24 protein-coding genes and 5 pseudogenes are annotated in these 24,720 nt (G+C 62.2%); 11 read left to right on the top strand and 18 right to left on the bottom strand.

Annotation, left to right across the window (positions count from 1 at the left end; all coding sequences use genetic code 11):
* Positions 1 to 145 precede the first annotated feature (145 nt).
* From gcvA to VOM14_RS10580, 9 genes and pseudogenes are all read right to left on the bottom strand, one after another.
* The gene (gene gcvA, locus VOM14_RS10620; RefSeq protein WP_327628668.1) at positions 146 to 1,039 is read right to left on the bottom strand and encodes a transcriptional regulator GcvA; all 894 of its coding nucleotides are present in this window, start codon (positions 1,037 to 1,039) and stop codon (positions 146 to 148) included.
* A 104-nt stretch (positions 1,040 to 1,143) separates the two neighbouring features.
* Positions 1,144 to 2,190: pseudogene (locus VOM14_RS10615) on the bottom strand (FAD-binding oxidoreductase); the annotation flags it as partial.
* Positions 2,191 to 2,213: 23 nt separating this feature from the next.
* Positions 2,214 to 3,791: a tripartite tricarboxylate transporter permease gene (locus VOM14_RS10610; RefSeq protein ID WP_327628667.1), complete on the bottom strand. Its 1,578-nt coding sequence runs from the start codon at positions 3,789 to 3,791 to the stop codon at positions 2,214 to 2,216.
* Between the two features lie 3 nt (positions 3,792 to 3,794).
* A complete protein-coding gene (locus VOM14_RS10605) occupies positions 3,795 to 4,265 on the bottom strand; it encodes a tripartite tricarboxylate transporter TctB family protein (protein ID WP_327628666.1) in 471 nt (156 codons plus the stop codon).
* A gap of 50 nt (positions 4,266 to 4,315) precedes the next feature.
* A complete protein-coding gene (locus VOM14_RS10600) occupies positions 4,316 to 5,299 on the bottom strand; it encodes a Bug family tripartite tricarboxylate transporter substrate binding protein (RefSeq protein ID WP_327628665.1) in 984 nt (327 codons plus the stop codon).
* 47 nt (positions 5,300 to 5,346) lie between these two features.
* A complete protein-coding gene (locus VOM14_RS10595) occupies positions 5,347 to 6,501 on the bottom strand; it encodes a mandelate racemase/muconate lactonizing enzyme family protein (RefSeq protein ID WP_327628664.1) in 1,155 nt (384 codons plus the stop codon).
* Positions 6,498 to 7,526 carry a hydroxyacid dehydrogenase gene (locus VOM14_RS10590; RefSeq protein ID WP_327628663.1) on the bottom strand — a complete coding sequence of 343 codons (1,029 nt, stop codon included), beginning with the start codon at positions 7,524 to 7,526 and terminating at the stop codon, positions 6,498 to 6,500. The genes VOM14_RS10595 and VOM14_RS10590 overlap by 4 nt, the downstream gene beginning before the upstream one ends.
* Positions 7,523 to 8,662: a mandelate racemase/muconate lactonizing enzyme family protein gene (locus VOM14_RS10585; RefSeq protein WP_327628662.1), complete on the bottom strand. Its 1,140-nt coding sequence runs from the start codon at positions 8,660 to 8,662 to the stop codon at positions 7,523 to 7,525. Before VOM14_RS10585 ends, VOM14_RS10590 begins: the two co-directional genes overlap by 4 nt.
* Positions 8,663 to 8,679: 17 nt before the next feature.
* Complete coding sequence (locus tag VOM14_RS10580; RefSeq protein WP_327628661.1) at positions 8,680 to 9,024, bottom strand: NIPSNAP family protein; 345 nt, start codon at positions 9,022 to 9,024, stop codon at positions 8,680 to 8,682.
* 187 nt (positions 9,025 to 9,211) lie between these two features.
* Between VOM14_RS10580 and VOM14_RS10575 the strand changes: the two genes are divergently transcribed.
* Positions 9,212 to 9,970, top strand: a complete 759-nt coding sequence (locus tag VOM14_RS10575) for a GntR family transcriptional regulator (RefSeq protein ID WP_327628660.1) — start codon at positions 9,212 to 9,214, stop codon at positions 9,968 to 9,970.
* A 302-nt stretch (positions 9,971 to 10,272) separates the two neighbouring features.
* Positions 10,273 to 10,356: pseudogene (locus tag VOM14_RS10570) on the top strand (helix-turn-helix domain-containing protein); the annotation flags it as partial.
* 75 nt (positions 10,357 to 10,431) lie between these two features.
* Here VOM14_RS10570 and istB read toward each other — a convergent pair.
* Positions 10,432 to 11,202: an IS21-like element helper ATPase IstB gene (istB, locus tag VOM14_RS10565; RefSeq protein WP_028233066.1), complete on the bottom strand. Its 771-nt coding sequence runs from the start codon at positions 11,200 to 11,202 to the stop codon at positions 10,432 to 10,434.
* Positions 11,199 to 12,429, bottom strand: a pseudogene (locus VOM14_RS10560) (Mu transposase domain-containing protein). The gene istB and the pseudogene VOM14_RS10560 overlap by 4 nt, the downstream one beginning before the upstream one ends.
* A gap of 114 nt (positions 12,430 to 12,543) precedes the next feature.
* On the opposite strand from VOM14_RS10560, the pseudogene VOM14_RS10555 reads away from it, so the two are divergent.
* Both VOM14_RS10555 and VOM14_RS10550 read left to right on the top strand, forming a co-directional pair.
* Positions 12,544 to 12,897: pseudogene (locus tag VOM14_RS10555) on the top strand (IS21 family transposase); the annotation flags it as partial.
* Positions 12,881 to 13,063, top strand: a pseudogene (locus VOM14_RS10550) (ATP-binding protein); the annotation flags it as partial. The pseudogenes VOM14_RS10555 and VOM14_RS10550, both read left to right, overlap by 17 nt.
* A gap of 1,084 nt (positions 13,064 to 14,147) precedes the next feature.
* Here VOM14_RS10550 and VOM14_RS10545 read toward each other — a convergent pair.
* From VOM14_RS10545 to VOM14_RS10525, 5 genes are all read right to left on the bottom strand, one after another.
* Entirely contained in the window at positions 14,148 to 14,405 is a 258-nt protein-coding gene (locus VOM14_RS10545) for a hypothetical protein (protein ID WP_327628659.1), read from the bottom strand.
* Between the two features lie 167 nt (positions 14,406 to 14,572).
* Positions 14,573 to 15,046 carry an HAD domain-containing protein gene (locus tag VOM14_RS10540; RefSeq protein ID WP_327628658.1) on the bottom strand — a complete coding sequence of 158 codons (474 nt, stop codon included), beginning with the start codon at positions 15,044 to 15,046 and terminating at the stop codon, positions 14,573 to 14,575.
* 41 nt (positions 15,047 to 15,087) lie between these two features.
* Positions 15,088 to 15,363 (bottom strand): hypothetical protein, encoded by a 276-nt coding sequence (locus VOM14_RS10535; protein WP_327628657.1) that lies wholly within the window; start codon positions 15,361 to 15,363, stop codon positions 15,088 to 15,090.
* A 161-nt stretch (positions 15,364 to 15,524) separates the two neighbouring features.
* Positions 15,525 to 16,316, bottom strand: coding sequence for a metallophosphoesterase (locus VOM14_RS10530; RefSeq protein WP_327628656.1), 792 nt, complete (start codon positions 16,314 to 16,316; stop codon positions 15,525 to 15,527).
* 4 nt (positions 16,317 to 16,320) lie between these two features.
* A complete protein-coding gene (locus tag VOM14_RS10525; RefSeq protein WP_327628655.1) occupies positions 16,321 to 16,806 on the bottom strand; it encodes a hypothetical protein in 486 nt (161 codons plus the stop codon).
* Between the two features lie 369 nt (positions 16,807 to 17,175).
* Between VOM14_RS10525 and VOM14_RS10520 the strand changes: the two genes are divergently transcribed.
* From VOM14_RS10520 to VOM14_RS10510, 3 genes are all read left to right on the top strand, one after another.
* A complete protein-coding gene (locus VOM14_RS10520; RefSeq protein ID WP_327629062.1) occupies positions 17,176 to 17,472 on the top strand; it encodes a helix-turn-helix domain-containing protein in 297 nt (98 codons plus the stop codon).
* Between the two features lie 297 nt (positions 17,473 to 17,769).
* Positions 17,770 to 18,822 (top strand): DNA-binding protein, encoded by a 1,053-nt coding sequence (locus tag VOM14_RS10515; protein WP_327628654.1) that lies wholly within the window; start codon positions 17,770 to 17,772, stop codon positions 18,820 to 18,822.
* Entirely contained in the window at positions 18,819 to 20,516 is a 1,698-nt protein-coding gene (locus tag VOM14_RS10510; protein ID WP_327628653.1) for a tyrosine-type recombinase/integrase, read from the top strand. The genes VOM14_RS10515 and VOM14_RS10510 overlap by 4 nt, the downstream gene beginning before the upstream one ends.
* 295 nt (positions 20,517 to 20,811) lie before the next feature.
* Here VOM14_RS10510 and chrA read toward each other — a convergent pair whose 3' ends face one another.
* The gene (gene chrA / locus VOM14_RS10505) at positions 20,812 to 22,047 is read right to left on the bottom strand and encodes a chromate efflux transporter (RefSeq protein WP_327628652.1); all 1,236 of its coding nucleotides are present in this window, start codon (positions 22,045 to 22,047) and stop codon (positions 20,812 to 20,814) included.
* A 47-nt stretch (positions 22,048 to 22,094) separates the two neighbouring features.
* Entirely contained in the window at positions 22,095 to 22,400 is a 306-nt protein-coding gene (locus VOM14_RS10500) for a PadR family transcriptional regulator (protein ID WP_327628651.1), read from the bottom strand.
* 267 nt (positions 22,401 to 22,667) lie between these two features.
* Here VOM14_RS10500 and VOM14_RS10495 point away from each other — a divergent pair, with 267 nt between their 5' ends.
* Genes VOM14_RS10495 through VOM14_RS10480 form a run of 4 tightly spaced genes read left to right on the top strand, consistent with a single transcriptional unit; the run spans position 22,668 to position 24,718 of the window.
* The gene (locus tag VOM14_RS10495; protein ID WP_327628650.1) at positions 22,668 to 23,003 is read left to right on the top strand and encodes an ArsR/SmtB family transcription factor; all 336 of its coding nucleotides are present in this window, start codon (positions 22,668 to 22,670) and stop codon (positions 23,001 to 23,003) included.
* Positions 23,000 to 23,482: an ArsI/CadI family heavy metal resistance metalloenzyme gene (locus tag VOM14_RS10490; protein ID WP_327628649.1), complete on the top strand. Its 483-nt coding sequence runs from the start codon at positions 23,000 to 23,002 to the stop codon at positions 23,480 to 23,482. Before VOM14_RS10495 ends, VOM14_RS10490 begins: the two co-directional genes overlap by 4 nt.
* A gap of 28 nt (positions 23,483 to 23,510) precedes the next feature.
* Positions 23,511 to 24,005, top strand: a complete 495-nt coding sequence (locus VOM14_RS10485; RefSeq protein WP_327628648.1) for an arsenate reductase ArsC — start codon at positions 23,511 to 23,513, stop codon at positions 24,003 to 24,005.
* A complete protein-coding gene (locus VOM14_RS10480; RefSeq protein WP_327628647.1) occupies positions 24,002 to 24,718 on the top strand; it encodes an MIP/aquaporin family protein in 717 nt (238 codons plus the stop codon). Before VOM14_RS10485 ends, VOM14_RS10480 begins: the two co-directional genes overlap by 4 nt.
* The last annotated feature ends 2 nt before the right edge of the window (positions 24,719 to 24,720 follow it).

Genomic DNA, 24,720 nt, shown 5'->3' with positions numbered 1-24,720 from the left:
CTGCAAACGATATAAAGTTGTCACGGCATGACGATTTGTCATCGCCTTAAGAGTCCCAGGGGAGTCGCCATGCTTCGGCCAAGCGCAAACGGATCGCCCGATGCGATATCCGTCGGCAAGTGAACAGCAAACTGATGCGCGACTTTTATGGACGAGCCGATTCCGCCTTGAGCCAGTTGCGGAACGCGCATAACTTGACGTCGTTCTCATTGCTGGGCGGATATACCAGGCGATAACAGTCCGGACTGTCGAACTCCATCTTCAGCGGATTCACGAGCCGGCCGAACTCGAGCTCTTCGGCCACGATCACACGCGGAAGGATGGCGAGACCAAGGCCGGCAACGGCGGCCTCGAGGATCAGATAGTAGTGCTCGAAGCGCGGCCCTGCCCAAGGATTAGCCTCGTCTACGTCCGCCGCTGCCAGCCAGTCTCGCCACAGGTTGGGCCGCCGTATCGGCTGCAGCTTCACGGCGTTCGCCACATCGGCCGGGCAGCGGATCGGCGCGGCGCGATCCAAGTAGGCCGGCGAGGCCACCAGCACGAGTTTGTCGCCCGTCAGCGGCATGGAGGCCACATTCGGCCAGTCGTCGTTGCCGTAATGAAAAGCGGCATCGATCTCTTCTGTCAAGAAATCGAAGACCGCGTTGCGCGTGACAAGACTGATGACGATGTCAGGATACTGCCGCTGAAAGCGTGGCAGCCGGGGGACCAGCCAGTGCATGCCGAACGCGGGTGGCGTCGCTACGTTTAGAACCCCCGCATTGGTCTCTCCGGTGACGAGTGCGAGCGTCGCCTTCTGGAGTTCATCCAGTGGGCCGCGGATTTTTCGCAAATATTCAGCGCCCGCAGGCGTTAGAGTAATGCGCTGCTGCGTGCGCTCGAAGAGCCGAACGTTTAGAGACTCCTCCAGCAACCGGATCTGGCGGCTCACTGCACTTTGCGTGATATGAAGCTCGCGCGCCGCACGCGTAAAGCTGCCGTGTCGCGCCGACGCCTCCATGATGCGCAGCGCGGCTAGCGACGGCAGATTCCAGTTCAAGGTGAATCTCCTGAGGCGCGTCGGTTGACGTGAGGACTGTCATGGCTGTTGTTACGGTGCTCCGATGCGCCCTCGCGCCCGCCGATCCGCCGTGCCCGCATCGCTTAAGAGATCTTGCCAGGATTCATAATGCCGTGGGGGTCGAGGCACTTTCGAATCTCTCGCATGAGGCGAATGTCGAGCGGATCTTTATAGCGATTAAAATAGTTGCGCTTCAGTTGCCCGATACCGTGTTCTGCGCTGATGCTGCCACCATAACGCGCGACCTCGTCGAGCACTTCGGCGGTCAAGCTTTCCCCATGTTGCGCGAAGAAGTCGCGCGGCGCACCTTCTGGGCGCGACAGGTTGTAGTGAAGATTGCCATCGCCGAAATGGCCGAAAACGATCAGCCGCACGTCAGGATGACGTTTGTCGATCCGCTCTTGCACCGACGCAAGGAATGCGGGAATCGAAGCGATTGGCAGTGAGACGTCGTGCTTCAGATGCGGACCATCCGCGCGCTGCGCCTCCGAAATCTCCTCGCGAAGCCGCCACATGCTGTTGACCTGCGCGATGACTGCGGATATTGCGGAATCCACACACAGGTCGCGCTCGAGCGCCCCGCCCATCACCGTCTCGACGAGCGCGCGCAACGCCGGTTCGTCCACGGTGTCGGCAAATTCGATCAGCACATGGGCTGGGTGACGCTCGCGGAAAGGTACACGGATGCCCTCGACCTGCGCCAGTACCATATCCACGCATTCGGCCGTGAAAAATTCAAATGCCTGCATGCGCGGACCACCGCGTTCAAACAGAAGCTCGAACAGATCCAGCGCCTGTTGCGGCGAATTCACCGCCGCCAGCACGACCACGCGCACATCGTTGCGCGGATACAGACGCAACGCCGCCGCGGTGATGACGCCCAGCGTTCCTTCCGCGCCAATCAGCAATTGCTTCAGGTCGTAACCCGTGTTGTCCTTACGCAGCGTGCGCAGTCCATGAAAGATCTCGCCGTTCGGCAGGACTGCCTCGAGACCCAGCACCAGTTCGCGTGTCATGCCGTACCGCACGACATTGACTCCGCCCGCATTCGTGGACAAATTGCCGCCCAACTGACACGAATCTTCGGCGGCGAGGCTGAGCGGCAGCAAACGACGTTTGTCTTCGGCAGCGAATGGACCGAATTCTGCCCGCGTCACCCACGAGTCGACGAGTGCGTGTGCAGGGGTTCGGTCCCGTTCAACGAATTTCGCAGTCTGTGTTCTTCACGCTCCTTCCTGCCGGTCCAGCTTCGACGCAGCGCCAGTACGATCTGCGCGAGAATCAGCACCAGGCAAATGCCGAGGAACGCTGCGCTGATCGGCTTGTGCACAAATACGGCAAGGTCCCCGTGCGACAGCAAAAGAGAGCGACGGAAATCTTCTTCGGCCATCGGACCCAGGACATAACCAAGAAGAATCGGCGCAATGGGAAAGTCGAGTGCCAGGAAGATTGCACCCGCTACGCCAAACACGAGTACTTCGCCCACTTCAAAAAGGCTGTTGTTAGTGCTGTAGACCCCGACAGCAATGAAAAAGAGCGCGGTCGGAAAGAGATAGCGATACGGCACGCGCAGCAGCTTGACCCAGACACCGATCAATGGAACGTTCAGCAGCATCAACAACACGTTGCCGACCCAGAAGCTGGCGATCAATCCCCAGAAGAGATCAGCGTGTTCAGTAATAAGCTGCGGTCCAGGCTGAATGCCCTGGATCAGCAATGCTCCGAGTAGCAGCGCCATGACCGCATCGCCCGGAATCCCCAGACTCATGGTCGGAATGAAATCGACCTGGGTCTTCGAATGCGATGCCGCCTCCGGCGCGGCGACGCCTTCCAGCGCACCATGTCCGAAGCGCTCGGGCGTCTTCGATATCTTCTTTTCGAACGCGTACGCAATGAAGGTGGTAATGGTCGGTCCAGTGCCGGGCAACGCGCCGAACAGGCTGCCGATTATCGTACCGCGCAGCATCGGAAAGAACGCGCGCTTCAGATCCTGGCGATCGGGCCGCATATCGCGCAACCTTACCTTGGCGGCACTTCCCACTACATCCATCCGGTTGACGCCGCGCAGGAACTCGCCGACTCCGAATAGCCCCATGGCGAGTGCGACGAGTTCCACCTTGTCGGAGAGCTCTGTAAACCCGAACGTGAAACGCGCCACGCCCGTGTTCACATCGGTGCCTGCCACGCCGACCAGTAGCCCGACTGCGGTCATCGCGACGCCCTTGAGCTTCGAGCCCTTGCTCATCGTCGCGCCGACCAGCAGGCCGAGCAGCATGATCGAAAAGATGTCAGTCGGGCCGAACTGGAATGCGACGCGTACGAGTACGGGCGACGCGAACACCATGACCATGATGCCGAACGACGCGGCAAAGAACGATGCGATCATCGTAATGCCGAGCGCCGCTCCGCCGCGGCCTTGCCGGGTCATCGGATAGCCGTCGAGGCAGGTGACGGCATGAGGCGGATGGCAGGGCAGGTTCAACAGGATCGCTCCGATCGCTCCGCCATACTGGGATCCGTAGAAGATGCCGGCCAGCATCAGGATCGCGGGAATAGGATGCAGCGCATAGGTGAGCGGGAGCAGCATCGAGATGGCTGACAGCGCTCCCATGCCGGGCAGTACGCCGATCAGGTTGCCGACCAGCACGCCGAAAAACGACCACATCAGGTTGTGCGGTTCGAGTGCAACGCCGAACCCCTGCCATAGATCCACCAACGATTGATAAAGCATGTCTCAACCCCAACGAACGAGCGGCAACTGGATCTTCAATCCCCACCAGAACACGACCACGCACACGACGCAGACCGCAATCGCCAGCCAGAAAGCGTTTTTCAACGTGTTGCGTTGATCGCCCAGCGCCGATACGAAGACAATCGCGAAGGTCGCGGGCAACAGCCCAATGTAGGCGGCAGAAACGATGAAGAGGATAATGCCGAGCACGATGCAGATCCATCCACGCCATTGCGGCGCGGCATCGCCGCTGGCGCGCGATGCCGCCGCGCCAGCCGACTGGCCCGCGAACGCGATCGCGATGCCCGTCACGGCGAGAATGACGCCGATCGCGGCGGGGGTGAAGCCGGGTCCCATATCGGCAAGGTCGCCGATACCGTAGCTTGTACCGCGCACCGTCGCCGCCATGCCCAGCAGAAACATCAACGCGCCACCGACATAGTCGCGAGTGCGTGGGTTGTGCAGACCTTCCATGTCTGTTTCCTCCTGAGGGTGCTGTTTAGGCCGAATGCGTGTTAGTGGTGCTATTGCGGCTTGATTGCAGCCCATTTGACGACCTTCCCCGCCAGCGCAATCTGGTCCTTGATGAACTGCGCGAACTGATCGGGCGTATCGCCGACCACGACGAGGCCGACGCCGGTCAGCGTCTCGTGAGCGGCCGGTGTCTGCAATGCCTTGACGATGCCAGCGTTCAGCTTCGCGAGCACGTCCTTGGGCAGATTCGCGGGGGCGACGAATCCGTACCACGACGACGCCTCGAAACCCGGAACACCGGACTCGGCCACGGTAGGCAAGTTCGGGAATGCGGGTACGCGTTTGGAGGCCGCGACGCCGAGTGCGATCAACTGACCGGACTTGATGTAAGGCATGGCAGCCGTGAAGGCATCGAATTCGATTTTCACGCGGCCGCCCAGCAAATCCGTGTACGAGTTCGCCGAACCCTTGTACGGCACATGCGTCATTGAGATGCCGGCCATGTGATCGAACAGTTCCATCGCCAGATGCTGAGATGAGCCTATGCCGCCCGATGCATAGCTGATCGTTCCTGGACTGGCTTTCGCCTTCGCGATCAACTCCTGCACGGTCTTGACCTGCAACGACGGATGTGCAACGAGCACGAGCGGTGCGTTAACAGCTAACGTGATCGGTGTGAAGCTCTTGACCGTGTCGTAGGGCAGATGCTTGTAGAGGCTCGCGTTGGCCGCGTGCGTGCCGGGAGACGCAATCCCGATCACGTAGCCATCGGCAGGTGCCTTCGCGACCAGGTCGGCACCGATGATCCCGTTGGCTCCCGGGTGATTCTCAACGATAACGGGCTGCCCCCATTGCGCGGCCAGTTGCTTCGCGACGACGCGTGCAAGCAAATCCGTCGAGCCCCCCGGTACATACGGCACGATGATGTGGATCGGTTTGTCAGGGAAGGTGTCCGCGTGCGCGACGGACGTCGCGCAGAGCGTGGAAAGTGCCAATGCAGCGAACGCAGCGAAAGCGCGCCGAAGGAATTGCATGTTTGTCTCCTGTTTTATCTGATATTGGCCGGTCTATGTCGCGGCTCTTAAACGTACGCGGGACCATCGATTACCGGGTGAGCCGCAAGAAACGCTTCGTCTACTTCGATTCCCAGTCCCGGCGCGTCGCTAACGATCACGCAGCCGTTCGCGTCAAGGCGGTCAGGGCGAGTCGTCAGACTGTCGCGGAAGGCGTTTTCGCGCGCCACGTCGGCTTCGAAGAAGCCGACGTTGTCGATCGCGCTCAGCATGTGGATACTGGCCGCCATGTTAAGGCCGCTTGCGGATGTATGGGGATGGATTCGCAGCTTGTATGCTGATGCCATTGCAGAAATGCGGACCCCTTCCGTGATACCGCCCGTCTTCGAGAGATCCGGTTGCAAGATGGAAATCACGCCATCCTCGATCACGCGATTGAACTCGAAGCGCGTGAAGTGGTTTTCGCCGGCTGCAAGCGGAACGGGCCCGAGCCGGTTCGCTTCGCGATAGCTTCGGTGATCGTGCGGCGGGAACGGCTCTTCGAGCCACAGCACGCGATTCGCTTCGAGCGCGGGCATCGCGAGACGCACGTCGTCCATGCTGTAGCCCGTATTCGCGTCGACCATGATATCGATGTCGTCACCGAATGCTTTGCGCACCGCTTCCAGTCGTTCGACATCGCGCCGTACCGCATCGCCGAAGCGCAGCTTGAGGGCGCGATAGCCTTGCGCGACGAGTGCGCGTGCCTCCTCGACGAGTTCCTCGGCCGGCTGGAAGCCGAGCGAGATACCGCCCGCGTATGCTCGGATCGGCCTCCGCGATCCGCCAAGCAGCTTGTAGACGGGCCAGCCGACGGCCTTGCCACGAATGTCCCACAGGGCGAGGTCAATACCGCTCATCGCCAGGGCGGCCGCTCCGGCCATCCCGTGACTCGCGAGCTGGCGGGAGTAGATGCGCGACCAGACGCCGACCACATCGGCGGCATCCATGCCCACGACGAGCTGGCTCAGCGTCGTGTTGATCAGGTGCGCGATGGCGCCCGGGCAACGCCCATGATGCGCCTCGCCCCAGCCCGTCAACCCACTAGCTGTCTCCACCTTGACGATCACGCAGTCACGCTTGACAGCGCGGCCGATGCCGAGCGTCACGCCGTTTTTGACCGGCACTGACGTGGCAAAAGCGTGGATCCGTTCGATGCGCAGGTTTGCGTCGAATTGGCTCATAAGGACACTCCGGAATCAGTTACCGCGCTGCTCGCATTGGAGCGCGCCGAATGTTTTCCCCAAACTTCGGGGTTGACCAGATGTTCGGGCCGCTCGCCCTTCAGCAACTGGACGACCTGGCGTGCCGCACCCAGACTCATGCGCGCCGTGCTTTCCTGCGTCAGTGCAGCGGCGTGCGGCGTGAGCACGACATTGTCAAGTCGGTGGAACGGATGGCTGGTCGGCAAAGGTTGTTCGGTGAACACGTCGAGCATTGCACCCTTGATCGAACGCCGGCTGAGCGCGTCGACGAGGGCGGCATCGTCGATCACCGCACCGCGCGACGCGTTGACGAGCACCGCATGCGGCTTCATCAATTCGAGGCGCTGAGCGTCGACGAGATGACGGGTCGCGTCGGTGAGCGGGCAGTTCAGCGAAATGAAATCGCTGCGCGCAAACAGGGTGTCGATATCCACGGGCTCGACGAAGGCCGGCAGGGCGTCGAGGCGCGGCTGCGAGCCAATCACGCGCATGCCGAACCCATAGTGGCACGCGTGTGCGAGCGACGCACCGATCGTCCCCACGCCGACGATGCCGACTGTCTTGCCCGACAGCTCCGACGTGCTCGCAGACAGCGCGCGCGCCGCGGCCCAGCCGTCGCGGCGCAATCCGCTATCCATCTCTGCAAAGCGGCGCGAGAGGAGCAGGAATCCGCCGATACAGTATTCGACGACAGCCTGCGCGTTGGCGCCCGGCACATTCGCGACGGGAATGCCGTGCAAGCTCGCTGACGCGACGGGAATGAAATCGAGGCCGGTGCCGTTGCGCACCACGCCACGCAGCCGGGTCGGCCGTTCGAACAGATCGGCGGGCAGTTGGGAGCGCACGACGAGCACGTCGGCGTCGCCTATCATATGCCGCAACGTGTCGGCCGACGGGTCGGGCGCGACCACCACGTGCGCAATGCCTTCAAGTAACGAGAGTCCTGCGGGATCGAGCGGCAGCGTGCACAGGACGACAGGCAGATTGGGCGCGGCCATGTTCATGCGACCTTGTAGCGTTCGAGCACTTCGCGATTGATTTCGATGCCGAGGCCGGCGCCCGTAGGCACCTTGACCATCCCTTCGCGATGCGTCAGGTCAGCCGAACTTAGTTCATCGCGGAACGGGTTGAACGTCTGTTCGTACTCGAGCATGGGTGGCGTCGGCACCAGGCAAGGAGGTGTGAATGGCAGCGATGCAAGGAAGTGCATTGTGGCTGCCAGGCCGATTGCCGTGCCCCATGCGTGCGGTACGCATTGAACCGAATTTGCCTGCGCGAGCGCAGCGATCTTCTTGCATTCGGTGATACCGCCCGCTGCGCAGACGTCGGGTTGCACAATGTCCATCGCGCGCCGTTCGAGGATTCGGCGGAAGCCGAATTTGGTGAATTCGTTCTCGCCGCCCGCGATGGCCATGTCAAGACTTCGCGACACTTCGACATAGCCATCCAGGTCTTCGGGGGAAATGGGTTCTTCGAACCAATGCACGTCGAGTTTTTCCAGCTCCCGCCCGATGTTGATCGCTTGTGGAACGTTGAAGCAATGGTTGGCGTCGACCATGAGCGCGATGTCCGAGCCGATTGCATCGCGCACGGCTGCCACGCGCTCGATATCCTTTTTCAGCGAGCCGAGGCCGATTTTCATCTTGATCGCCTTGAAGCCTTGCGACTTGTAGCCGAGCGCCTCTTCGACCGCTTCTTCGTTGAGGCGGTCCATGTTCCTGAAGTACAGCCCGGTTGCGTACGCCTGCAACGAAGTCCGGAAGCTGCCGCCGATCAGCTTGTGGACGGGCTGACCGGTAGACTTGCCGATGATGTCCCACAGAGCGATGTCGACGCCGCTGATAGACGAAATGGTCATGCCGCTCAGGCCGTAGTCCTTGACCTTGTTATACAGCTCCTCCCACAGCACTTCGACGTCGAACGGGTCGCGTCCGATCAGCGAGGGCCGCAGCAGCGATTCGACGATGGATCGGTTGACGGCCGCTGGCCCGTAGCAATCGCCCCAGCCGACGATGCCGTCGTCGGTGCGGATCTCGACGACCAGCGCGCCCTTGGTCTTGTAGATCCAGCCGCGGGACGAGGTGAATGGTTCGTCTACATTGACGAGCAACTGATGGGCGATGACTTCTGTGATCTTCATGGTGGCGTGTTCGAACGTTACTGGTTGACAGACGGATGGGGCGCGCCATTCGCCCACGGCGAGAACGGCGCGGGGATGAGAATCTTGTTTTCCTGGTTGAGTACCAGTGGCTGGACCTTCGCGGCGTATGCCTTCCACTCGGGATGCGCAAGGAGGCGCGCGCGGCGCGCGGCGCGGTCCTGGAGGTCTTCGTAGGCCCACAGATGGACCACCTGATTGAGCACGCCGAGTTCGCTGGTGAAATAACCCACCAGGTTGCCGAGAATCGGCCGCTGGATGGCGAGGCCTTCTTCCTGATACATCTTCACGTACTGCTGGGCCTTGCCGCAGTAGCAGGTATAGATGCGCTCTTCAATGATCATCCGTCGTCTCCAAGTCGGGCTTTTGCTATAATATTGTGGGCGATATAGCTATAGTCCTATATAGGACATACTACGAAGCCTGTGAGGCGATGTCAATCGAGGGTAATCACCAGTCTCCCGTGAATCTGATGCGCCCAATAAAGTGGGGCAATGCTCAAGGGCGGTTGGGCGCATGAAAGAGACAGATATGGACAACATCAACGATCAAACGGCGGTTCCGGCGCTGCGATTGCCGCAGCAAAACGGAGTGCCGAAATACCTGCTGCTGCGTAACTATCTGTCCGACGAGATCGCGAGCGGCCGGTTGGAGACTGGCGCAAAGCTTCCGCCGGAAGATGCGCTTGCGGACATGATGGAACTGAGTCTTGGCACCGTGCAGCGCTCACTCCGCATGCTTGTCGACGAGGGCAAGCTGGTCCGCAAGCACGGTACAGGCACTTTCGTCGCGGATGGATCGACGATGATGCATGCGCCCTTTCAGCACTGCCGGTTCATCGACGAAGCGACGGGACAGCTGTTGCCGATCTTTTCGAAGGTAGTGCGGCGGCGCGCGGAGAAGGAGCGCGGCCACTGGTCTATGCGGTTGCAGGCTGCGAGGCCCATGTGTATCGAACGGCTGTTTTCCATTGCCAATGAATTTACGATTTACACACATCTCTACTTCGATGCCGAGGTGTTTCCCGAACTGGCAACCCTCGATACGGAAAAACTGAATGGCGCGAATTTCAAGGATCTGCTTGCTCGTGAGTTCCATCACCCACTCACGAAGTTCAGTGAGCAACTTGCGGTACGCGTCTTCCCGGCATACGTGTGCAAGGCTTTGCGTCTGAAGGCGGAGACCTCGGGTGCCGTGCTGGAAATCTTCGCGTACGACCGACGCGGCGAGGTCATGTATTTTCAGGACCTTTATATCCCGCCCAACGGACGTGCGCTACAGATCAGCTGAGTCCAGCGTCGATTAGCGGCAACGAACGAGCCGCGGTGACCAGCGCTTCGTAAGGTTGTAATGAGATGGACCCGACGCCTCCCTTCGGGAGACACTGACGGACGTCAACCTGACGTGTGGAGGTTCATCATGGAAATCGATATTCTGGGTATTGATTTGCACTGAATCCTGACCCACCCTGCGCGGTAATTTGCATCGAATATTGACCCACGTAGAACACTGACCTGCTCGGCAACGGGCAGGGGAATGGAGTGATCGACGTGGCTATATTGAGCATCATCCGACGCTGACACTTTCGCGATCATGTCTCGTTGCGCGAGATTGCCAAACGGCTGGGCGTGTCCAGAAACACGGTCAGGCGTTACATACGGGCTGGCACCGTCCCCGGGCGGGCAGTTCAAATTCCCCCACTTATGGGCGCGTAAATTCCCCCACCTCGTGAAGCAGGACGAGATCGTTATTTAGCTCTCTTTCGTTTTTCGCGCAAGGGTTTCGGCGGCCTCCTTGAGCCGGTAGCTACGACCATCGAATTCGAGCAGGTGGCAGTGGTGCATGAGGCGGTCGAGGATCGTTGAACTCATGGTGTTGTCGCCGAGATAGGAACCCCAGTCCTGGACGACGCGGTTCGAAGTCACAACGACGCTGCGATGAAGCTTGTAACGCTGATGGATTAGGGTCTGTAGCAGCGCGCCGGCGTCGTCGGGGATCGTCCGCGAGAGGAACAGGTCGTCGAGCACGAGCAGATCACAATCGAGGATGGCGCGCAGCCGCGCCTGTCGCTGCTCGGGTGCACTGAGCGCATAGCGGTTAAAGAAGTCGTCGGTTTCGAGATACTGAACCTTGTGCCCCTGCAGAATGGCCTGATACGCAACGGCCTTCGCAACATGAGACTTCCCTGTCCCCGGTTTGCCTATGATCAGCGCGTTCTTGCCTTCGGCGACGAACTTCAGTGCGTGCAACTGGAAGCACGCCTGGCGAGGCAGCTTTGGATTGAACGACCAGTCGAATTCCGTCAGGGTGAGCTTCTCTTCAAGGCCCGACTGCTGGTAGCGACGCTCAATCAGGCGGGACTGCCGCCGGTCGAGTTCGTCCTGCAGGATCAGCGCGAAGGTCTCGAGGAACGGTTGCTGGGTACCCTGTGCCTGCAGTACGCGCGTCTCGAGTGTGTCACGCACGCCTGACAGCCGCAGCAGCCTGAGGGCACGCTCGATGTCCGGTAACGTTGTAGTCATGCGGTTTCTCCAGTGGTCGGAGCGGGTTGCGATCCGGCGCTGTGCTGTGCGCCGACATTGAAGAGCTCGCCATATTCGGCGGCGGGCCGGATCAGGGGATGCTCCTGGGTAAGCGGCAAGGCCAACTGGGGCGCGCGCTCCAGGCGCTCCAGCGCCTGCTCGAACAGCCGCTCGACGACGGCGCGTACCTGCCGGTAGCGATAGAGGTGGTGCCGCAGGGCGTGGTCGCATGCCTGTTCGACGAGCCACGCGGGATACTTCTTCGCCAGCGCGACGATGCCCCACATGCCGCGATGGCCGACGCGGCCTTCGGCGTCGAACAGGTGCTGGCACAGTGCCCTCGCCTGTGGACCGATGTCGCTGGCGCTGGCGAGCGCCAGGCCCGTCTGGCGCGACGGGTTGAACGGGCGCTCGCTCTCGGGAAGCTCGAGCGAGCCGGGTTGCGTGTGGCGCGGGTGCGTGCGCAGCAGCTCCTGCGTGCGGCGATCGCGGATCTCGATCGTGGTGTCGTAGATGCGCACGCACACGAGGCTGCCGATGGGCGCGGGCCGTGCCGCATAGTTGCTGCGATCGATGCTCACGGTAGTGTCGTCCCAGACAGTGCGCACGACCTCGGTGAAGTAGCGGAATCCGGTGGCCGGCAGAGGCCGCAGGTGCGGCTTCTCCTCCTGGAACATCGCCTCGACCTTCGCCGTAATCGACCTGGGCTTCTTCTCCGGCGGCGAATTCGAGGCGATCAAATTGCTCGGGATCGACGTGGCGAAGCGCGCGGACGAAGCGTTTGACGCTGTCGTAGCTCGCGGTAAAACCAAACTGGTCGACCAGATCCTGGTAGATGGCCTGGGCGTTGCGCTTCAGGCGTATCTGCTGCTCGATCCAGTCGCGATGGGGTTCGCTGGCCGAGCGGGCGAAGTTGAACGGCTTGACCGGTGTGGCAACGCCGGAAGCCGGTGGGCGTGGAGGTGGAGGAGTTTGGGGTGGAGGAGTTTGCGTGCCCGCCGGCTCCGTCATGCCGGCGGGCGCGGCGATGGAGGAATTTGCGCCCGCTGCCCGCTGTGCTTCGAAAAGCGCCTGGTAACGGCGGATCGTCTTGCGGTCGATCCCGGTGAGTTCATGAATCCGGCGCTGGCTCACGCCGCGCTCGAGCAATGTGAATATCGTGCTTCGCAGATGCTGCTTCAAGACGTTCACCCCTTGGCCTCCTTCTTCTTCGAAGGAGACAAAAATAAACGTCCTGCAGCATCGTTCGTGGTCGCTCAGCAGTTCAGCCGGGGAGCGTCAGGTGGGGGAATTTGAAGTGCCCATACCCGGAGGAGTTTGGGTGCCCGCCGGGGCGTCCTGCCGGCCTATCCCGAGCGCCACAGTCCCAGCAAGCTTGACGGGTTTGCCGCAAAGCTCGCAGGCTGGCTCAAGACCGAGGCGAACCGGCCCCGCAAGCAGCGCAGGACCCTCAAACAGATCCACGCGGATCTTTGCGCGCTGGGTTTTACCGGCTCCTATGATCGTGTCGCGGCGTTTGCCCGGCGCTGGCGACAGGAACAGCACGAGCAGGCAAAGACGACCGGACGTGGAACCTTCGTACCGCTCCGGTTTGCTGCCGGCGAGGCGTTCCAGTTCGACTGGAGTGAGGACTGGGCTGTTATCAACGGCGAGCGCACCAAGCTGCAGGTCGCGCAGCTCACTCGAACATCATCGCCGCCGCGTGCGCTTCTTCTCCACTATCGAACTGGTCAACGCACTCGAGCAGGAGAAGCTTGGAGGCAAGCCTGGACAGCTCGCAACGCGGCTGGTGTACGCCGACCTCGTGGTGCTGGACGAACTCGGCTACCTGCCGTTCAGCCAGACCGGCGGTGCGCTGCTGACCGCGAGCGAGCAGAAGGTGCTGACACAGGACCTTCCACGCGCCGTTGCCAACGAACGCAAGATAGGAGCGATGCTTGGAAGACTGTCGCGCCTTGATCGTCTACTTGCGCCGATCGACGACGCGCTCGCGGCTGTGGATGGCACGCATCTTTACGACGATCGCGTGAGACTGATGCTGCTACAGCATTGCGCAATTCGGCACCAATCCTTCTGGGCCTGGGATGCCGCCGCATGGCACATAGTTCTTGGAACAACGCAGGCAGCCTTCTTCGCAGCCCACCTTCCCAAACCGCACGCCGGTGGCGTCTGTCTCGAACATCTCGGTATAGAGCGTCCAGCCGGGCAGATCGCCTGCCTTTTCCTGAAACCGGATAGTGTCTTTGGTGCCCATGGCTTTCCTTGTAGAAAATCAGTCAACCTGCCAGGAAGAACAGTGCCCGCGTGAGAGCCCGATCACATCGATAAGCCGTCACGCCACAAACGTTCCGCGGAACCGGCGCACGGCTTCCAGCGCTCCGACGCGGTTGTCGAGCGCGTCCCTTTGACGCAACCGGCCGGGCGCCACCGTCGTCGACGATCCAGCCGTTGGGAAAGTGAATCCAGGCAGCAATCGTCCACGGGTCCGTTACGGCTCCGAGTTCTGCTAGAGTCTCCCTGATATCCGGCCGCGGCTGGTCGCGCTCATCGAACTGGTACCGGGCGAAGTACAGCTGGCGCCCAGCCTGAACACCAAAGATCCACCGGCGTTGCTTCCATCCGGTTGCCTCAGGCGCGGCGGCTGCGCTGATCCACTCTCCCTCGGCCAGTACTTTGAGAATCATCTGCGCTCGCCCTGTCTGCAGGCCGAGGAGCAGCTCAGGTAACGTCACAAACATTCGCCGCGCATCTTTCGCCGGTTCCCTGGTTGTCCAAGCCAAGCATGAGTTGGAAATTCCGCACATCAGTCAGCGAGTACGCTGGACGCGGTTGCCAGGAACCTTGGTCTACGTCGGTCAATCTTTATCCATTGGGTCGTCGGCGGCTGACACGCGGCGACTGCGCAATGTGCTGCGCATTTACAACCCATGCCGGTCTCGCGTTCCTCAGATCTCGGGCTCATCCGTGTCCTTTTCAGTCGAAGCAACCGGCTCGTCCGACACCGCAGGCTTCGAGCGCACGCGTCGTCGCAGCGGTCCGGCCATGACGGTGATGCTGTCATCGGGACACGGTATCTTCGCTGCGTTTATCGCCCACTCGCGGGTGCGAAGCGCGAATGCGGTCAAGCGTGCCTCAAGCTGCTCGCTGCTTTCGTACGGCGGCGTGGCTTGTCGCCGTCTCTTTCGCCTGTTCGCCTTGGTCATGCGACCTCCTTATTGAAGTGGCATCCCTATATCCGTAGTCTTTTCGCTCGACCAGAGTCGTTTCCGGTGGCCCTTCTGGCGGCCCATCCTGTAAACGTGGTCTTTTGCACACGTCAGGCCGGTGGTGACGAGCGTTATGTCCAGTGAAATCTCACGGCGCAGGGCACCTACCCGGCCGGGTTGTCTGGAAGCGGGGGCAGCATTTCCCTTAACGCCCGTTGTACGGCTTCATCACTCAGACCATGCGCAGAAGCACATGCGATAAAACCGCGTTCCTCTGCCTGAGCCGAAACGACGCTTGGATGATCGTCAATAGCGAGCCAATGGACGAGCTTGCTGCGCCGAACCTCCATCAGGATCTCCTCAGAACGGCACGATCCGTAACTCTCCAGGTCGCCCACAAACCGGTTGTCCAATGGACCCGGCAGCTGCATCAGCGTTGCGTCATCGAACAGGCGTCGCCAGTCCGAGCTGACGATAATCCGGACGGCGGGATGTTCAGCCAGCAGCGCCTCCAGGATCGGGCGCCAGACGAAAAGGCCCGGGTTCTCAATGAGGCGGAAATCTTCGTCTAGCGCGGGTTCACGCACTGGATGCAGCACACCGTCGAAATCGAGAAAGAGAACGGGGATCCCAGCCACGCAGGTTTCGGTGAAACCGCTGCCGGATGCCTCTGGTATCCTCATTCCTCCAGGCCCACACGCAGGATATGCAGGACGGACGTCACCGACTCACGCTCGCCCTGCGACAGCATTTCAAGCGCGCAGCACCCGCCGAATGCGGCCATGCGACGCGCGAGCCAACTGCCGGCTTTATCGCGGGATTCAAACGTGGCCAGAAGCTCGGCGACCAGCTCCGGGTCGGTCAGACTGAGCGCATCCATCGCCCGGATACCGGTCCGCTCAAGGCCCGTGTACAGGCGGAATATCTCTTCCACCAGCGTCTCGATCTCGATCAAACTGCTCCTCCTCATGCGGTCGATGACGGGCGCATCGCGCTCGCCGTCCCGCGTTTTACTGTCGCCGGGTACCGGCGTTATCGCCGCGCCCCGTTTTCTTTACGACCGCCGGGTCGCACCCGACGATCGCACTGTTCAATGCGGCGTGCCGCGGCGTGTGATCAGACTTCAATGACCAGTGACGGATCAAACGCCGGGTTTTCCCATTCCAGGTCGATGGGTGAACGCGCCATCAGACGGTTCGTCGCATAGCCGCGCGGGTTGGCAATCACCCGCGACCGGCCAACGCGATAATCGAACGAGTCATGCACGTGCCCGTGGATCCACACGTCGGCCAGATCGAGCAAGGGTCCCAGGTCGCTCACGAAAGCCGCGTTGACCGGGTCGTTCCCATAACGCGAATGCACCGAGGGCGGCGCAACGCCGTGATGGGTCACCACGACAGTGCGCCCGTCGAAGGGTTTTGCCAGCTCATTTCGCAGCCAGCCCAGTGACCTTTCATGTTCGGCGAGTGCATGCTCCGGCCGGAACCGTCCTCCTTCGCCAGCGCGGATCACACGATGGTCATGCAGCATCCGCCCGGCCAGCGCCATGCTGCGCTCGCGCGTGCCATTGAGCGCATAGTCTGTCCACAGGCAGCAACCGAGAAAACGCACGTCATCCGTGAAAAATGCGTCGCGCTCAAGGTAATGCACCGCCGTGCCGGCCGCGCGCGTGCGGATGGAATCGGCGAGCGGATCGTACTCTTCGCCATACGCTTCGTGATTGCCATGCACATAGATCACGGGCACCGGCCAGTGCGCGAACGGCTCGATTGCATCGGTGCCCTTCGCAATATCGCCCGCCAGCACCAGCACATCCGCATCCGCATCCGTTGTTACGATCGGGTTAAAACCTGGAAACCTCTGGTGCACGATCTCCAGATGCAGATCCGAGGCGATATGGATACGCATGCCGTCAGCTCATCCCTACGCCATCGCCCGTCGGATTCCGGCGGCGAGCCTTTGACGAACGCGCCGGCGTGGATGGGTAGATGCGCTTTCCGGGAGAGTGTTTCTCCGCAATACCGATCGGCATCGAGAATTCCTCACCCGCTGCTGTCGTAAATCGCGCAAACGACACCAGCGGATGGTCTTCGTCATAGGCGGCCGTCGCGCCGATGTGAATTTCGCTCAGCGGTGCCAGATTCCATTGTGCCGAGTCCTTGTGCGGCCTCGCGCTCAGCACGGCCGCGCCCCGCACAATCTGGCCATCTGCCGTCAGTTGCAGCAGCGTTTTCGCCGCACCCGACGCGAATTCCACCATGGCAACCCGGGGCAGGTCACGCTTTCCAGCGGCAAATTGCAGGATAAGCACATCACCACAACCCGCCATCTCGGTAACGGCCGACAACGTCACGCCGGGCCATGCCGGCAGACGGTTCTGGTCAGAAGTCAAAAACATACGATCACTCTCAAAACAGCAAACTTGCCAACATACCGCTCGAAGCAACGGATCGGCACGCGTGAAATGGCATCAAGTCGAATCGGCATTTCCTGACGCCTGCAGACGAACAAATCAGCGTTCTCAGTGCACGCGTTCCGGCGCAAGGCGCACATAAACCCAAATACTGCAGACCCCGGTACCACGAATAATGCAATCCAAGACGGACACATTCTAAAAAGCCGCCCTTCCCCCGCCCCCCAAGCATTTCCGGTCGATTGATGACGCTTAACTCCCAGTCTACTGGGAAGACAAACTATAGCGGGAAACTGAGAGTGCTCCCATTTCACTGGGAGCAAAGATTTGGAAGAGGTAAGGGCAGTTTTTGGCGTGCTGTTGCGGGAACGACGTCTTGCGGCTGGACTGACGCAGGAGCAACTTGCATTTGAGGCGTCGATTCGCCGGAACTACGTCAGCATGCTCGAACTCGGCCAGCACCAGCCCACGCTCACCATGCTCTTCTCGCTCGCCACTGCCCTCAGCTGTGCTCCCAGCGATCTGCTCGCCGATCTCGAAGGTCGGATTGCAAAAGCCCGACGCCGAAAGCCACGGCCGAAACGACAGCGCGCGGCCACGTCAGAGACTGTCACCCCACCCAGGAAAGCCTCACGCTATACAACGGAGTGATGCCTCCCTCAAATCAGTGAGGGTACGCGCGGCCGGCGTTCGGCGGTGTGCCGCGCGCCATACCGACGCTGCCCTGTATCCAGCGTGCCTCGCAGAGCCCATAGCCACACATCCGCGGTCCCGGCCGCCTGCCCGCGTTTTCCGGTGATAAGGGCGTTTATCACCGGAACGGGTTCGGTTTCCGGTCCAAAAGCGGTCATCTAACGTTCGTGCCGTGCGTGAACCAGACTGTGAACTAGACTGGACATGTCACCGTCACCGCGCCCCACCGCTTTCTCCGGGCGCCGGAGTCCCGCCATGGCCCGCCCCGCCGCCGTCACCCCCGACCAGATCCGCACCACCGTGCTCGCCATGCTCGCCGAAGCGGGTGACGCGGAAACTACCATCCCGGCCACTTCAGTCACCCCAGCCACGCCGGTCACCCGGGACCGTTTCCGCCGCGCCGTCTCCGTGCGGCGGCTGCGCGCGCGGCTCGGCGCCGGCGACCCCACGGTGCTGTCGCGGGCGCTGAACGCGATCGAGGCCGAACTGGTGCAGGCGGGTCTCACTGAGGTCGCGTTACCCGGCCTGCCGGACGCGATCGCCGACCAGATGCGCGCGCTGTGGGCGGCCGCCGTCAGTGTGCAACTCGATGACGTGGTGCGCCTGAAAGCCGAGGCGCGCGACGCGATGGAGGCCGCACAGGGCGCCCGGCACGACGCGGACCTGCGCGTCGAACTGCTGCGCGTGGAACTCGCCGAGCTGCGCGCGCAGCTGTCGGCCCGCGACACGGAACTCGCGACGGCCCGCACAGAATGCCGCGCCGCGACGGCGACCCTTGCCGAACGCGAGCAGGCGGCCGCAGCGCTCAGACAATCCGCCGAGCAGGCGACCCAAGCCCTCGAGGATGCGCGCACCGACCATGCAGCGGCGCTGGCCGCCGTCCACGCCCGCTACGAAGGCCTGTCGAAACGGCTGCTGCAGGAGACGGAGCACCAGCGTCACGCGCTTGCGGCCGAGCGCGAGCGGCTTTCGAAACAGTTCGCCGACGCGCAGACCCGGATCACCGCGCTTGAGGGACTGCGCGAGCGGCTGCTGGAAGAGCTCGCCACAGGGCGCGACGCCCACCGGCAGGCGGCGGCCGAGGCCGCGGCACTCGCGACCGTGGTCGCCGAACAGCGCCATGCGCTCCAGGCGCTGCAGGCCCTTCAGGCGCTCCCGGCGGCGCACGCCACACAGGTCGCCACGCACAAACGACCCGCCCGACACCCGCCCGCGCGACACATGAGCGCGGGCCACGCGGCGGCCGTCGCCGCCGCACCGCGCCCACGGCCCCGCTCACCCCGTGCGCGTAAAAGCCCGTCATCATGAAGTCCGCCGACTGGATCGATGCGGGCGTGCTGCCACCACAGCGGCTGCCGTCCGGCGTCGAGGCCGCGCTCGCGTATCTCGAGCAGGCACTGGGTCACGTCGTGTACCGCCGCTGGACGCTCGCCGACCTGAAACGCGCCGCGCCGTCGCTCGCCGACGCGAAGCACGCGCACCCGGCCGTGTTCGCGCTGCTGCTCGAGCACGATGTGGCGATCGAGTACTGGGCGCAGGGGCGCCTTCATCTGGCGGCCGCGGGCGCCGCACCGTCGCCCGATACCGTACTCGCCCGCGTGCTGCACGCGCACCGCCGCCGGTTCCGGCATCTGCCCGACGGCGACACAGCCGACGCTGCCGGCCAGCGCGGCGAACCCATTGTCAGCGCAGCCAATGAAGGCGACGGCGCCGTCACGCCCGCCGAGGCGACGCTCGATGCCGCCGCTATGCAGGTCGTCGACATGGCGACACTGGTCGCGCTGTCCGCCTCGCGTAGCAGCAATCCCGCGGCGCTGCGCGCATGGCTCACGCGCGCCGGACGCTTCATGAACGCGACGACCACCAATTCCCTCGGTGTGACCGACGACGCCCGGGCCCTCGCGCTGTTCCTGCGCGACCGCGCGCAGCGCTCACCGCACACCTTACGCGCGTACCGCACCGAACTGCGCCGCCTGATCGGCTGGTGCGAGGCGCACCGGCGTGGCCCGTTATCCGACCTGACGCGCGATGACCTGCTCGCCTTCCGGCAAACACTCGGCCCCGCGTGCAGCATGGGGGGCACCCCATCCACGGTTCCGGCCCGGCCCAGTGCCGCGCGTCCCAGCAAACCGCCCCGTAGCGACGCGGGCCGTCGCCGCGCGCTCGCGGTCATCTCGAGCCTGTTCCGTTACTGGCAGAAGACGGGCTACCTGGTGATCAACCCCGCCGCCGAGCTGTCAGGCGGTGGGACCGCCCGCATGACGTGGATGCCGTCGCGGATCCTGCCCGCTCGGGTGCTCGCGCAGTGCGACACGGTGACGGCCGGCGCGCGGCCGCCGGCGATATCGGTCCTGGTCTGGGCGCGCCGCTGTGCGATCTGGTCGCTCTACCGCTTCGCGGGGGTGCGCCTCGCCGAACTCGAGTGGTCTGCAGAGCTGGGACTGCCGCGCCTGAGCGTCGAGCCGGACGGCACCACGGCGGCCTCCAAGTCGGCCGGCCCGGCACACGGATCGTCCGGCGCGACCGGTGGTCAGTGGACGTTGCACGTGCGCGGCAAGGGTGACAAGCTTCGCGCGATCCCGCTGCCGTCGCGCTGCGCGCCTGTGTTGCGTGACTATCGCGTCCTGCGCGGTCTCGCCGCCGAACCCGCGCCGTTCGAGTCACTACCCCTGATTCACAGCGAGAAGCGCGACGCACTCGGGCACAGCGGCCTCTATGATGAAGTGAAGGCGGTGCTGCAGGCGGCAGAAGGAACGGTCCCGGCCGGTGACGCAGCGACGCGCGCGCTGATCCACGCGGCGTCGACGCACTGGTTAAGACACGGCTATGCGCGCACGCTGGTCGTCGATCATGCGGTGCCACTCCCCGTTGCGCAGACGCTGCTCGGTCACGCGTCGGTGCAGACGACGGCCGCGTATGCGCGCACGGACCTCACGCAGTTGCGGGACTTTGTGGAAGGGAGTTTTCCAAAAAAACAAATAGCTTTCGCACGCGACGATTAATCGATCATTCGGCCGCTCGTCGGCCTATGCGGACATTGGTGCGGGTCGCGTTCAACGTCAGCAGTTTGGCGGAATGCTGACGTTGGCGGCTTCGCGCGGCAGGACTGCAACGCCCGCTCAGCGAACTCACCCTCCCGACCCTGACCACCCATTCGAGCGGCCAATACGAATGACTCAATGCAACGGGGAGCGGCCATCCATCGCTCCCGCTGTCCTCTCATTTTTGTGTGCCCCATGTGTATCAGCGATCGGCATCGCTCGCCCTCATCCACTGCAGTGCACTGCATGTAGCTGATCAGCGTAAGGCGATTTCCGCAATACCCGCTACCGCCGAAAGCACGACGACAGCCAGCGGTGGGACCTTCCAGCGCGTCAGTAGAAAGAAGCCGGCACTAGCGACTGCAAAGTCAATACCGGAACGGACGGCACTGGTCCACACAGGCGAATACAGTGCGGTTGCCAGCAGCCCGACGACCGCAGCATTTACTCCAGACAGCACAGCCGCCATCGAAGGATGCGCGCGAAGCGCCTGCCAGTATGGCAAAGCGGCAAGCACGAGCAGCAGCCCTGGCAAAAAGATGCCTGCCACGGCCAGCAGTGCGCCCCAGCCGTGATTCGGCGAGCCGCTCATGATCCATCCCAAGAAGGCGGCGAACGTGAACAGTGGACCGGGTACAGCCTGAGCGGCCCCGTAGCCCGCGAGAAAATCATTTGGCGATACCCAGCCGGTGACGACCGTTTCTTGTTGCAGCAGCGGGAGCACAACGTGACCGCCGCCGAACACGAGTGCACCCGAGCGGTAAAAGGCATCGAACACGCGGACGGCATGGGTATTGTCGTATGCCGAGAGTCCCGGAAGCACGAACAGAAGTCCGCAGAACAGGATAAGTGCGAGCATGCCGACAGTACGCGATACACGGAACTCGTGCGTATGCGGCCGCAAGGCGCCCGCACTTGCCGAAGCAGACGAGCGGCACAGTACGATACCGAGGAGCGCGCCAAGTACGATCGCGATCAGTTGCGCATAGACCGTCGTCAAGACCGCAAGAATTCCCATCGTCAGGAGTGCAATACCGGCACGACGATGATCAGGGCACAAACGGCGCGCCATGTCCCACACGGCCTGCGCCACTACCGCCACCGCGACGAGCTTTAGACCATGGATCAGGCCGCTTCCCACGGGGCCGCCTAGTTCGGGGGCAGCAATGGCGAAGGCAATCAACAGCGCGACGGATGGCAACGTGAATCCGCACCATGCCGCGAACCCGCCGAGCCACCCCGCACGAAGCAGGCCAATTGAAAAACCGACCTGACTGCTAGCAGGGCCGGGAAGAAACTGGCAGAGACCGACCAGATCAGTAAACGTTTCATCATCGAGCCATCGCCGCTGCTCAACGAATTCGCGGCGAAAGTATCCGATATGCGCGATGGGGCCACCAAAGGACGTCAAGCCGAGTTTCAGAAATACCAAGAGAACTTCGACTATCGATCCTCTGCGGCCGTGCTGCGTCGTCGACATACCTGTTTCCATAACGCTTTCGATTCTGATGACGGTGATTGGGCGAGAGTGTATGCAGATCAGATTTCTTCGAAGAGCTCACTGAAAAGCTCGCGCACCTTGTGTTTCGCAGATGCCAGGGCCCGGCGTCCTGTCACAGTGGCGCGATACATCCTCCGGCCGCTTCGCCCGGAGCGCTCCAGCGTGGACTTCAGGTAACCCTTGTTCTCGAGGCCGTGCAGGATCGGATAAAGCGTGCCTGGACTCAGCTTGTAACCGTGCCGTCCTAGTTCTTCGATCATCGCCTTGCCATACAGCGGCTCCCTGGACGCGTGGTGTAGCACGTGCAGGCGGATCAACCCGGCATAGAGATCTCGATCGTTCATCAAACGCTATCCGTGTTCCGACTGTATCGAAATTCGATTCTGTCGGGATCATACGGGACGGGATATGACCGGTCAACGGCATGGGCGCACAACTGTTGATGCTGGATCTGCGCACTGGGGACGAGCACTTCGACGAGAGCTGCTCCCTGTATCTGATTCATGGGAGGATTGGGTCGCCTGCGTTAAGCGGTCGTTCACCGTCGAGAATTCGGTGTGCAATGAGCGGTCTCCGTGTCACTGATTCCATATTTCGACTATAATTGAAATATGGAAACTAAACAGACCATCGCTGCTCTGGCGGCACTCGCGCACGAGTCCCGACTCGAGGTCTTTCGCGCCCTGGTGCAGGCCGGCCCCGAGGGCATGCCCGCAGGCCAGATTGCCTCGCTGTTGGACGTCGCGCCGTCGTCGCTTTCCTTCCACCTGAAGGAGCTGTCTCACGCGCAGCTCGTCACCAGCCGGCAGGAAGGCCGGTTTGTCATCTACTGCGCGAACTTCGCAACGATGAACGGCCTGTTGGCCTATCTCACCGAGAACTGCTGTGGCGGCAACCCCTGTTCGCCGGCATCAGCATGTTCTCCCTCTAGGGAGAAGCAGTCATGAAGCGCTTTCACCTCCACGTCGCCGTCACGGATCTCGCTGCGAGCATCCGCTTTTACTCGGCGTTGTTTGCAGCCGAACCGACCGTCGTCAAGAGCGACTACGCAAAGTGGATGCTCGAAGACCCGCGCGTCAATTTCGCGATCTCGCAACGCGGGGCCACGCCTGGTCTGGACCATCTGGGCGTGCAGGTCGAGAACGAGGCCGAACTGACCGAGATGCATAGTCGGCTGGAAGGCGCAGCGTTACCCATCGACGCGCAGATCGGTACGGCCTGCTGCTATGCGAACTCGAACAAGTACTGGACCGTTGATCCACAGGGCATCGCATGGGAGTCGTATCACACGCTGAACGACATTCCCGTGTTTGGCGAGTCGCGCGATACACAGACTGCCGCACCTGGCTCCGGGGTGGCTGCGTGCTGTGCTCCGTCGTCGGGCAAACCGGTTGGGATTCCGGTCAAGTCTTCGTCGTGCTGCTGAGTCGAGCACGCGATTTAACGAGGAACGTATGACGACCAACGTATTGATCCTGTGCACGCACAACTCCGCTCGCAGCGTGCTCGGCGAAGCCATGCTGAATCACTGGGCCTCGAAGCTCGGCAAGGACGTACGCGCTTTCAGCGCGGGCAGTGCGCCAGGCGGCCGCCTGAACCCGTTTGCTGTCGAGGCGCTCACGGAGGCGGGTATTGATGTGAGCGACTATCGCAGCAAAAGCTGGGACGAGTTTGCTGATGGCGGTGCCCCTGCCATGCGAATCGTCATTACGGTCTGTGACAGTGCCGCTGCGGAGCCATGTCCCTACTGGCCCGGCAGTCCCGTCAAGGTTCACTGGGGCTATCCGGACCCGTCCGTTGCTCCGGGAGGCGACGAAGGCAAGCGCGTTGCGTTCGAACTCACCCGTCAGGCGATCGGCTTCCGGATGCTGCAACTCCTCGCGCTGCCGCTCGAATCGATGAGTAACGAAGACCTCCAGCGGGCTCTCACAGCGATTTCCGAATCATGATCGTAACCATTGGTCTGAAGCGCAAGGTCCTCGCCGAACTGATTGGTACTTGCCTGTTGCTCGCAGTGGTGATCGGCTCCGGGATCATGGGCGAGCGACTTGCCGGCGGCAATGTTGCGATCGCCTTACTTGCCAATACATTGGCGACCGTGGGCGGACTGTATGTGCTGATCGAGATGTTCGGCCCACTGAGTGGCGCGCATTTCAATCCGGCCGTCAGCATGGTCATGACCCTACGCGGTGAACTGCCTGCATATGAACTGGTGCCCTACATCGCGGCACAGTTGATTGGCGCTTTGCTCGGCGCATGGCTCGCGCACGCAATGTTCGGTTTGCCGATCATCGAGTTTTCGGGCAAGGTGCGCGCCGGGACCGGCCAATGGATTGCCGAAGCAGTGGCCACCGCCGGACTGCTGCTCGTCATCCTGCGTGCACCGGCCGGGCGCGCCTCGATCATGGTGGCTGCGTACATCGGCGCGGCATATTGGTTCACTGCGTCGACGTCGTTCGCGAACCCGGCCGCGGCATTCGGCCGTATGTTCAGCGACAGCTTCGCAGGTATCGCACCATCCAGCGTGCCCGGGTTCATCCTTGCCGAACTGATCGGCGCGGCAATTGGCTTTGCGGTGCATACGGCGTTCGAGCCGAGCAAGCAACGCATCGGCCACCCCAACCTGATCGAGTCCTCTGGCGAGCACGAAGACGTTCACTGACG

It is taken from the genome of Paraburkholderia sp. MPAMCS5 (assembly GCF_036016995.1).
GTDB lineage: Bacteria > Pseudomonadota > Gammaproteobacteria > Burkholderiales > Burkholderiaceae > Paraburkholderia.
This window is presented reverse-complemented; position numbering and strand designations above follow the sequence as displayed.

Coding starts and splice junctions, on each gene's coding strand:
- istB (WP_028233066.1), bottom strand. CDS start 11,202: ATGACTACAACGTTACCGGACATCGAGCGTGCCCTCAGGCTGCTGCGG.
- VOM14_RS10610 (WP_327628667.1), bottom strand. CDS start 3,791: ATGCTTTATCAATCGTTGGTGGATCTATGGCAGGGGTTCGGCGTTGCA.
- VOM14_RS10495 (WP_327628650.1), top strand. CDS start 22,668: ATGGAAACTAAACAGACCATCGCTGCTCTGGCGGCACTCGCGCACGAG.
- VOM14_RS10485 (WP_327628648.1), top strand. CDS start 23,511: ATGACGACCAACGTATTGATCCTGTGCACGCACAACTCCGCTCGCAGC.
- VOM14_RS10515 (WP_327628654.1), top strand. CDS start 17,770: ATGGCCCGCCCCGCCGCCGTCACCCCCGACCAGATCCGCACCACCGTG.
- VOM14_RS10600 (WP_327628665.1), bottom strand. CDS start 5,299: ATGCAATTCCTTCGGCGCGCTTTCGCTGCGTTCGCTGCATTGGCACTT.
- VOM14_RS10490 (WP_327628649.1), top strand. CDS start 23,000: ATGAAGCGCTTTCACCTCCACGTCGCCGTCACGGATCTCGCTGCGAGC.
- VOM14_RS10580 (WP_327628661.1), bottom strand. CDS start 9,024: ATGATCATTGAAGAGCGCATCTATACCTGCTACTGCGGCAAGGCCCAG.
- VOM14_RS10480 (WP_327628647.1), top strand. CDS start 24,002: ATGATCGTAACCATTGGTCTGAAGCGCAAGGTCCTCGCCGAACTGATT.
- VOM14_RS10500 (WP_327628651.1), bottom strand. CDS start 22,400: ATGAACGATCGAGATCTCTATGCCGGGTTGATCCGCCTGCACGTGCTA.
- chrA (WP_327628652.1), bottom strand. CDS start 22,047: ATGGAAACAGGTATGTCGACGACGCAGCACGGCCGCAGAGGATCGATA.
- VOM14_RS10525 (WP_327628655.1), bottom strand. CDS start 16,806: ATGTTTTTGACTTCTGACCAGAACCGTCTGCCGGCATGGCCCGGCGTG.
- VOM14_RS10585 (WP_327628662.1), bottom strand. CDS start 8,662: ATGAAGATCACAGAAGTCATCGCCCATCAGTTGCTCGTCAATGTAGAC.
- VOM14_RS10590 (WP_327628663.1), bottom strand. CDS start 7,526: ATGAACATGGCCGCGCCCAATCTGCCTGTCGTCCTGTGCACGCTGCCG.
- VOM14_RS10530 (WP_327628656.1), bottom strand. CDS start 16,316: ATGCGTATCCATATCGCCTCGGATCTGCATCTGGAGATCGTGCACCAG.
- VOM14_RS10595 (WP_327628664.1), bottom strand. CDS start 6,501: ATGAGCCAATTCGACGCAAACCTGCGCATCGAACGGATCCACGCTTTT.
- VOM14_RS10575 (WP_327628660.1), top strand. CDS start 9,212: ATGGACAACATCAACGATCAAACGGCGGTTCCGGCGCTGCGATTGCCG.
- VOM14_RS10545 (WP_327628659.1), bottom strand. CDS start 14,405: ATGACCAAGGCGAACAGGCGAAAGAGACGGCGACAAGCCACGCCGCCG.
- VOM14_RS10510 (WP_327628653.1), top strand. CDS start 18,819: ATGAAGTCCGCCGACTGGATCGATGCGGGCGTGCTGCCACCACAGCGG.
- VOM14_RS10605 (WP_327628666.1), bottom strand. CDS start 4,265: ATGGAAGGTCTGCACAACCCACGCACTCGCGACTATGTCGGTGGCGCG.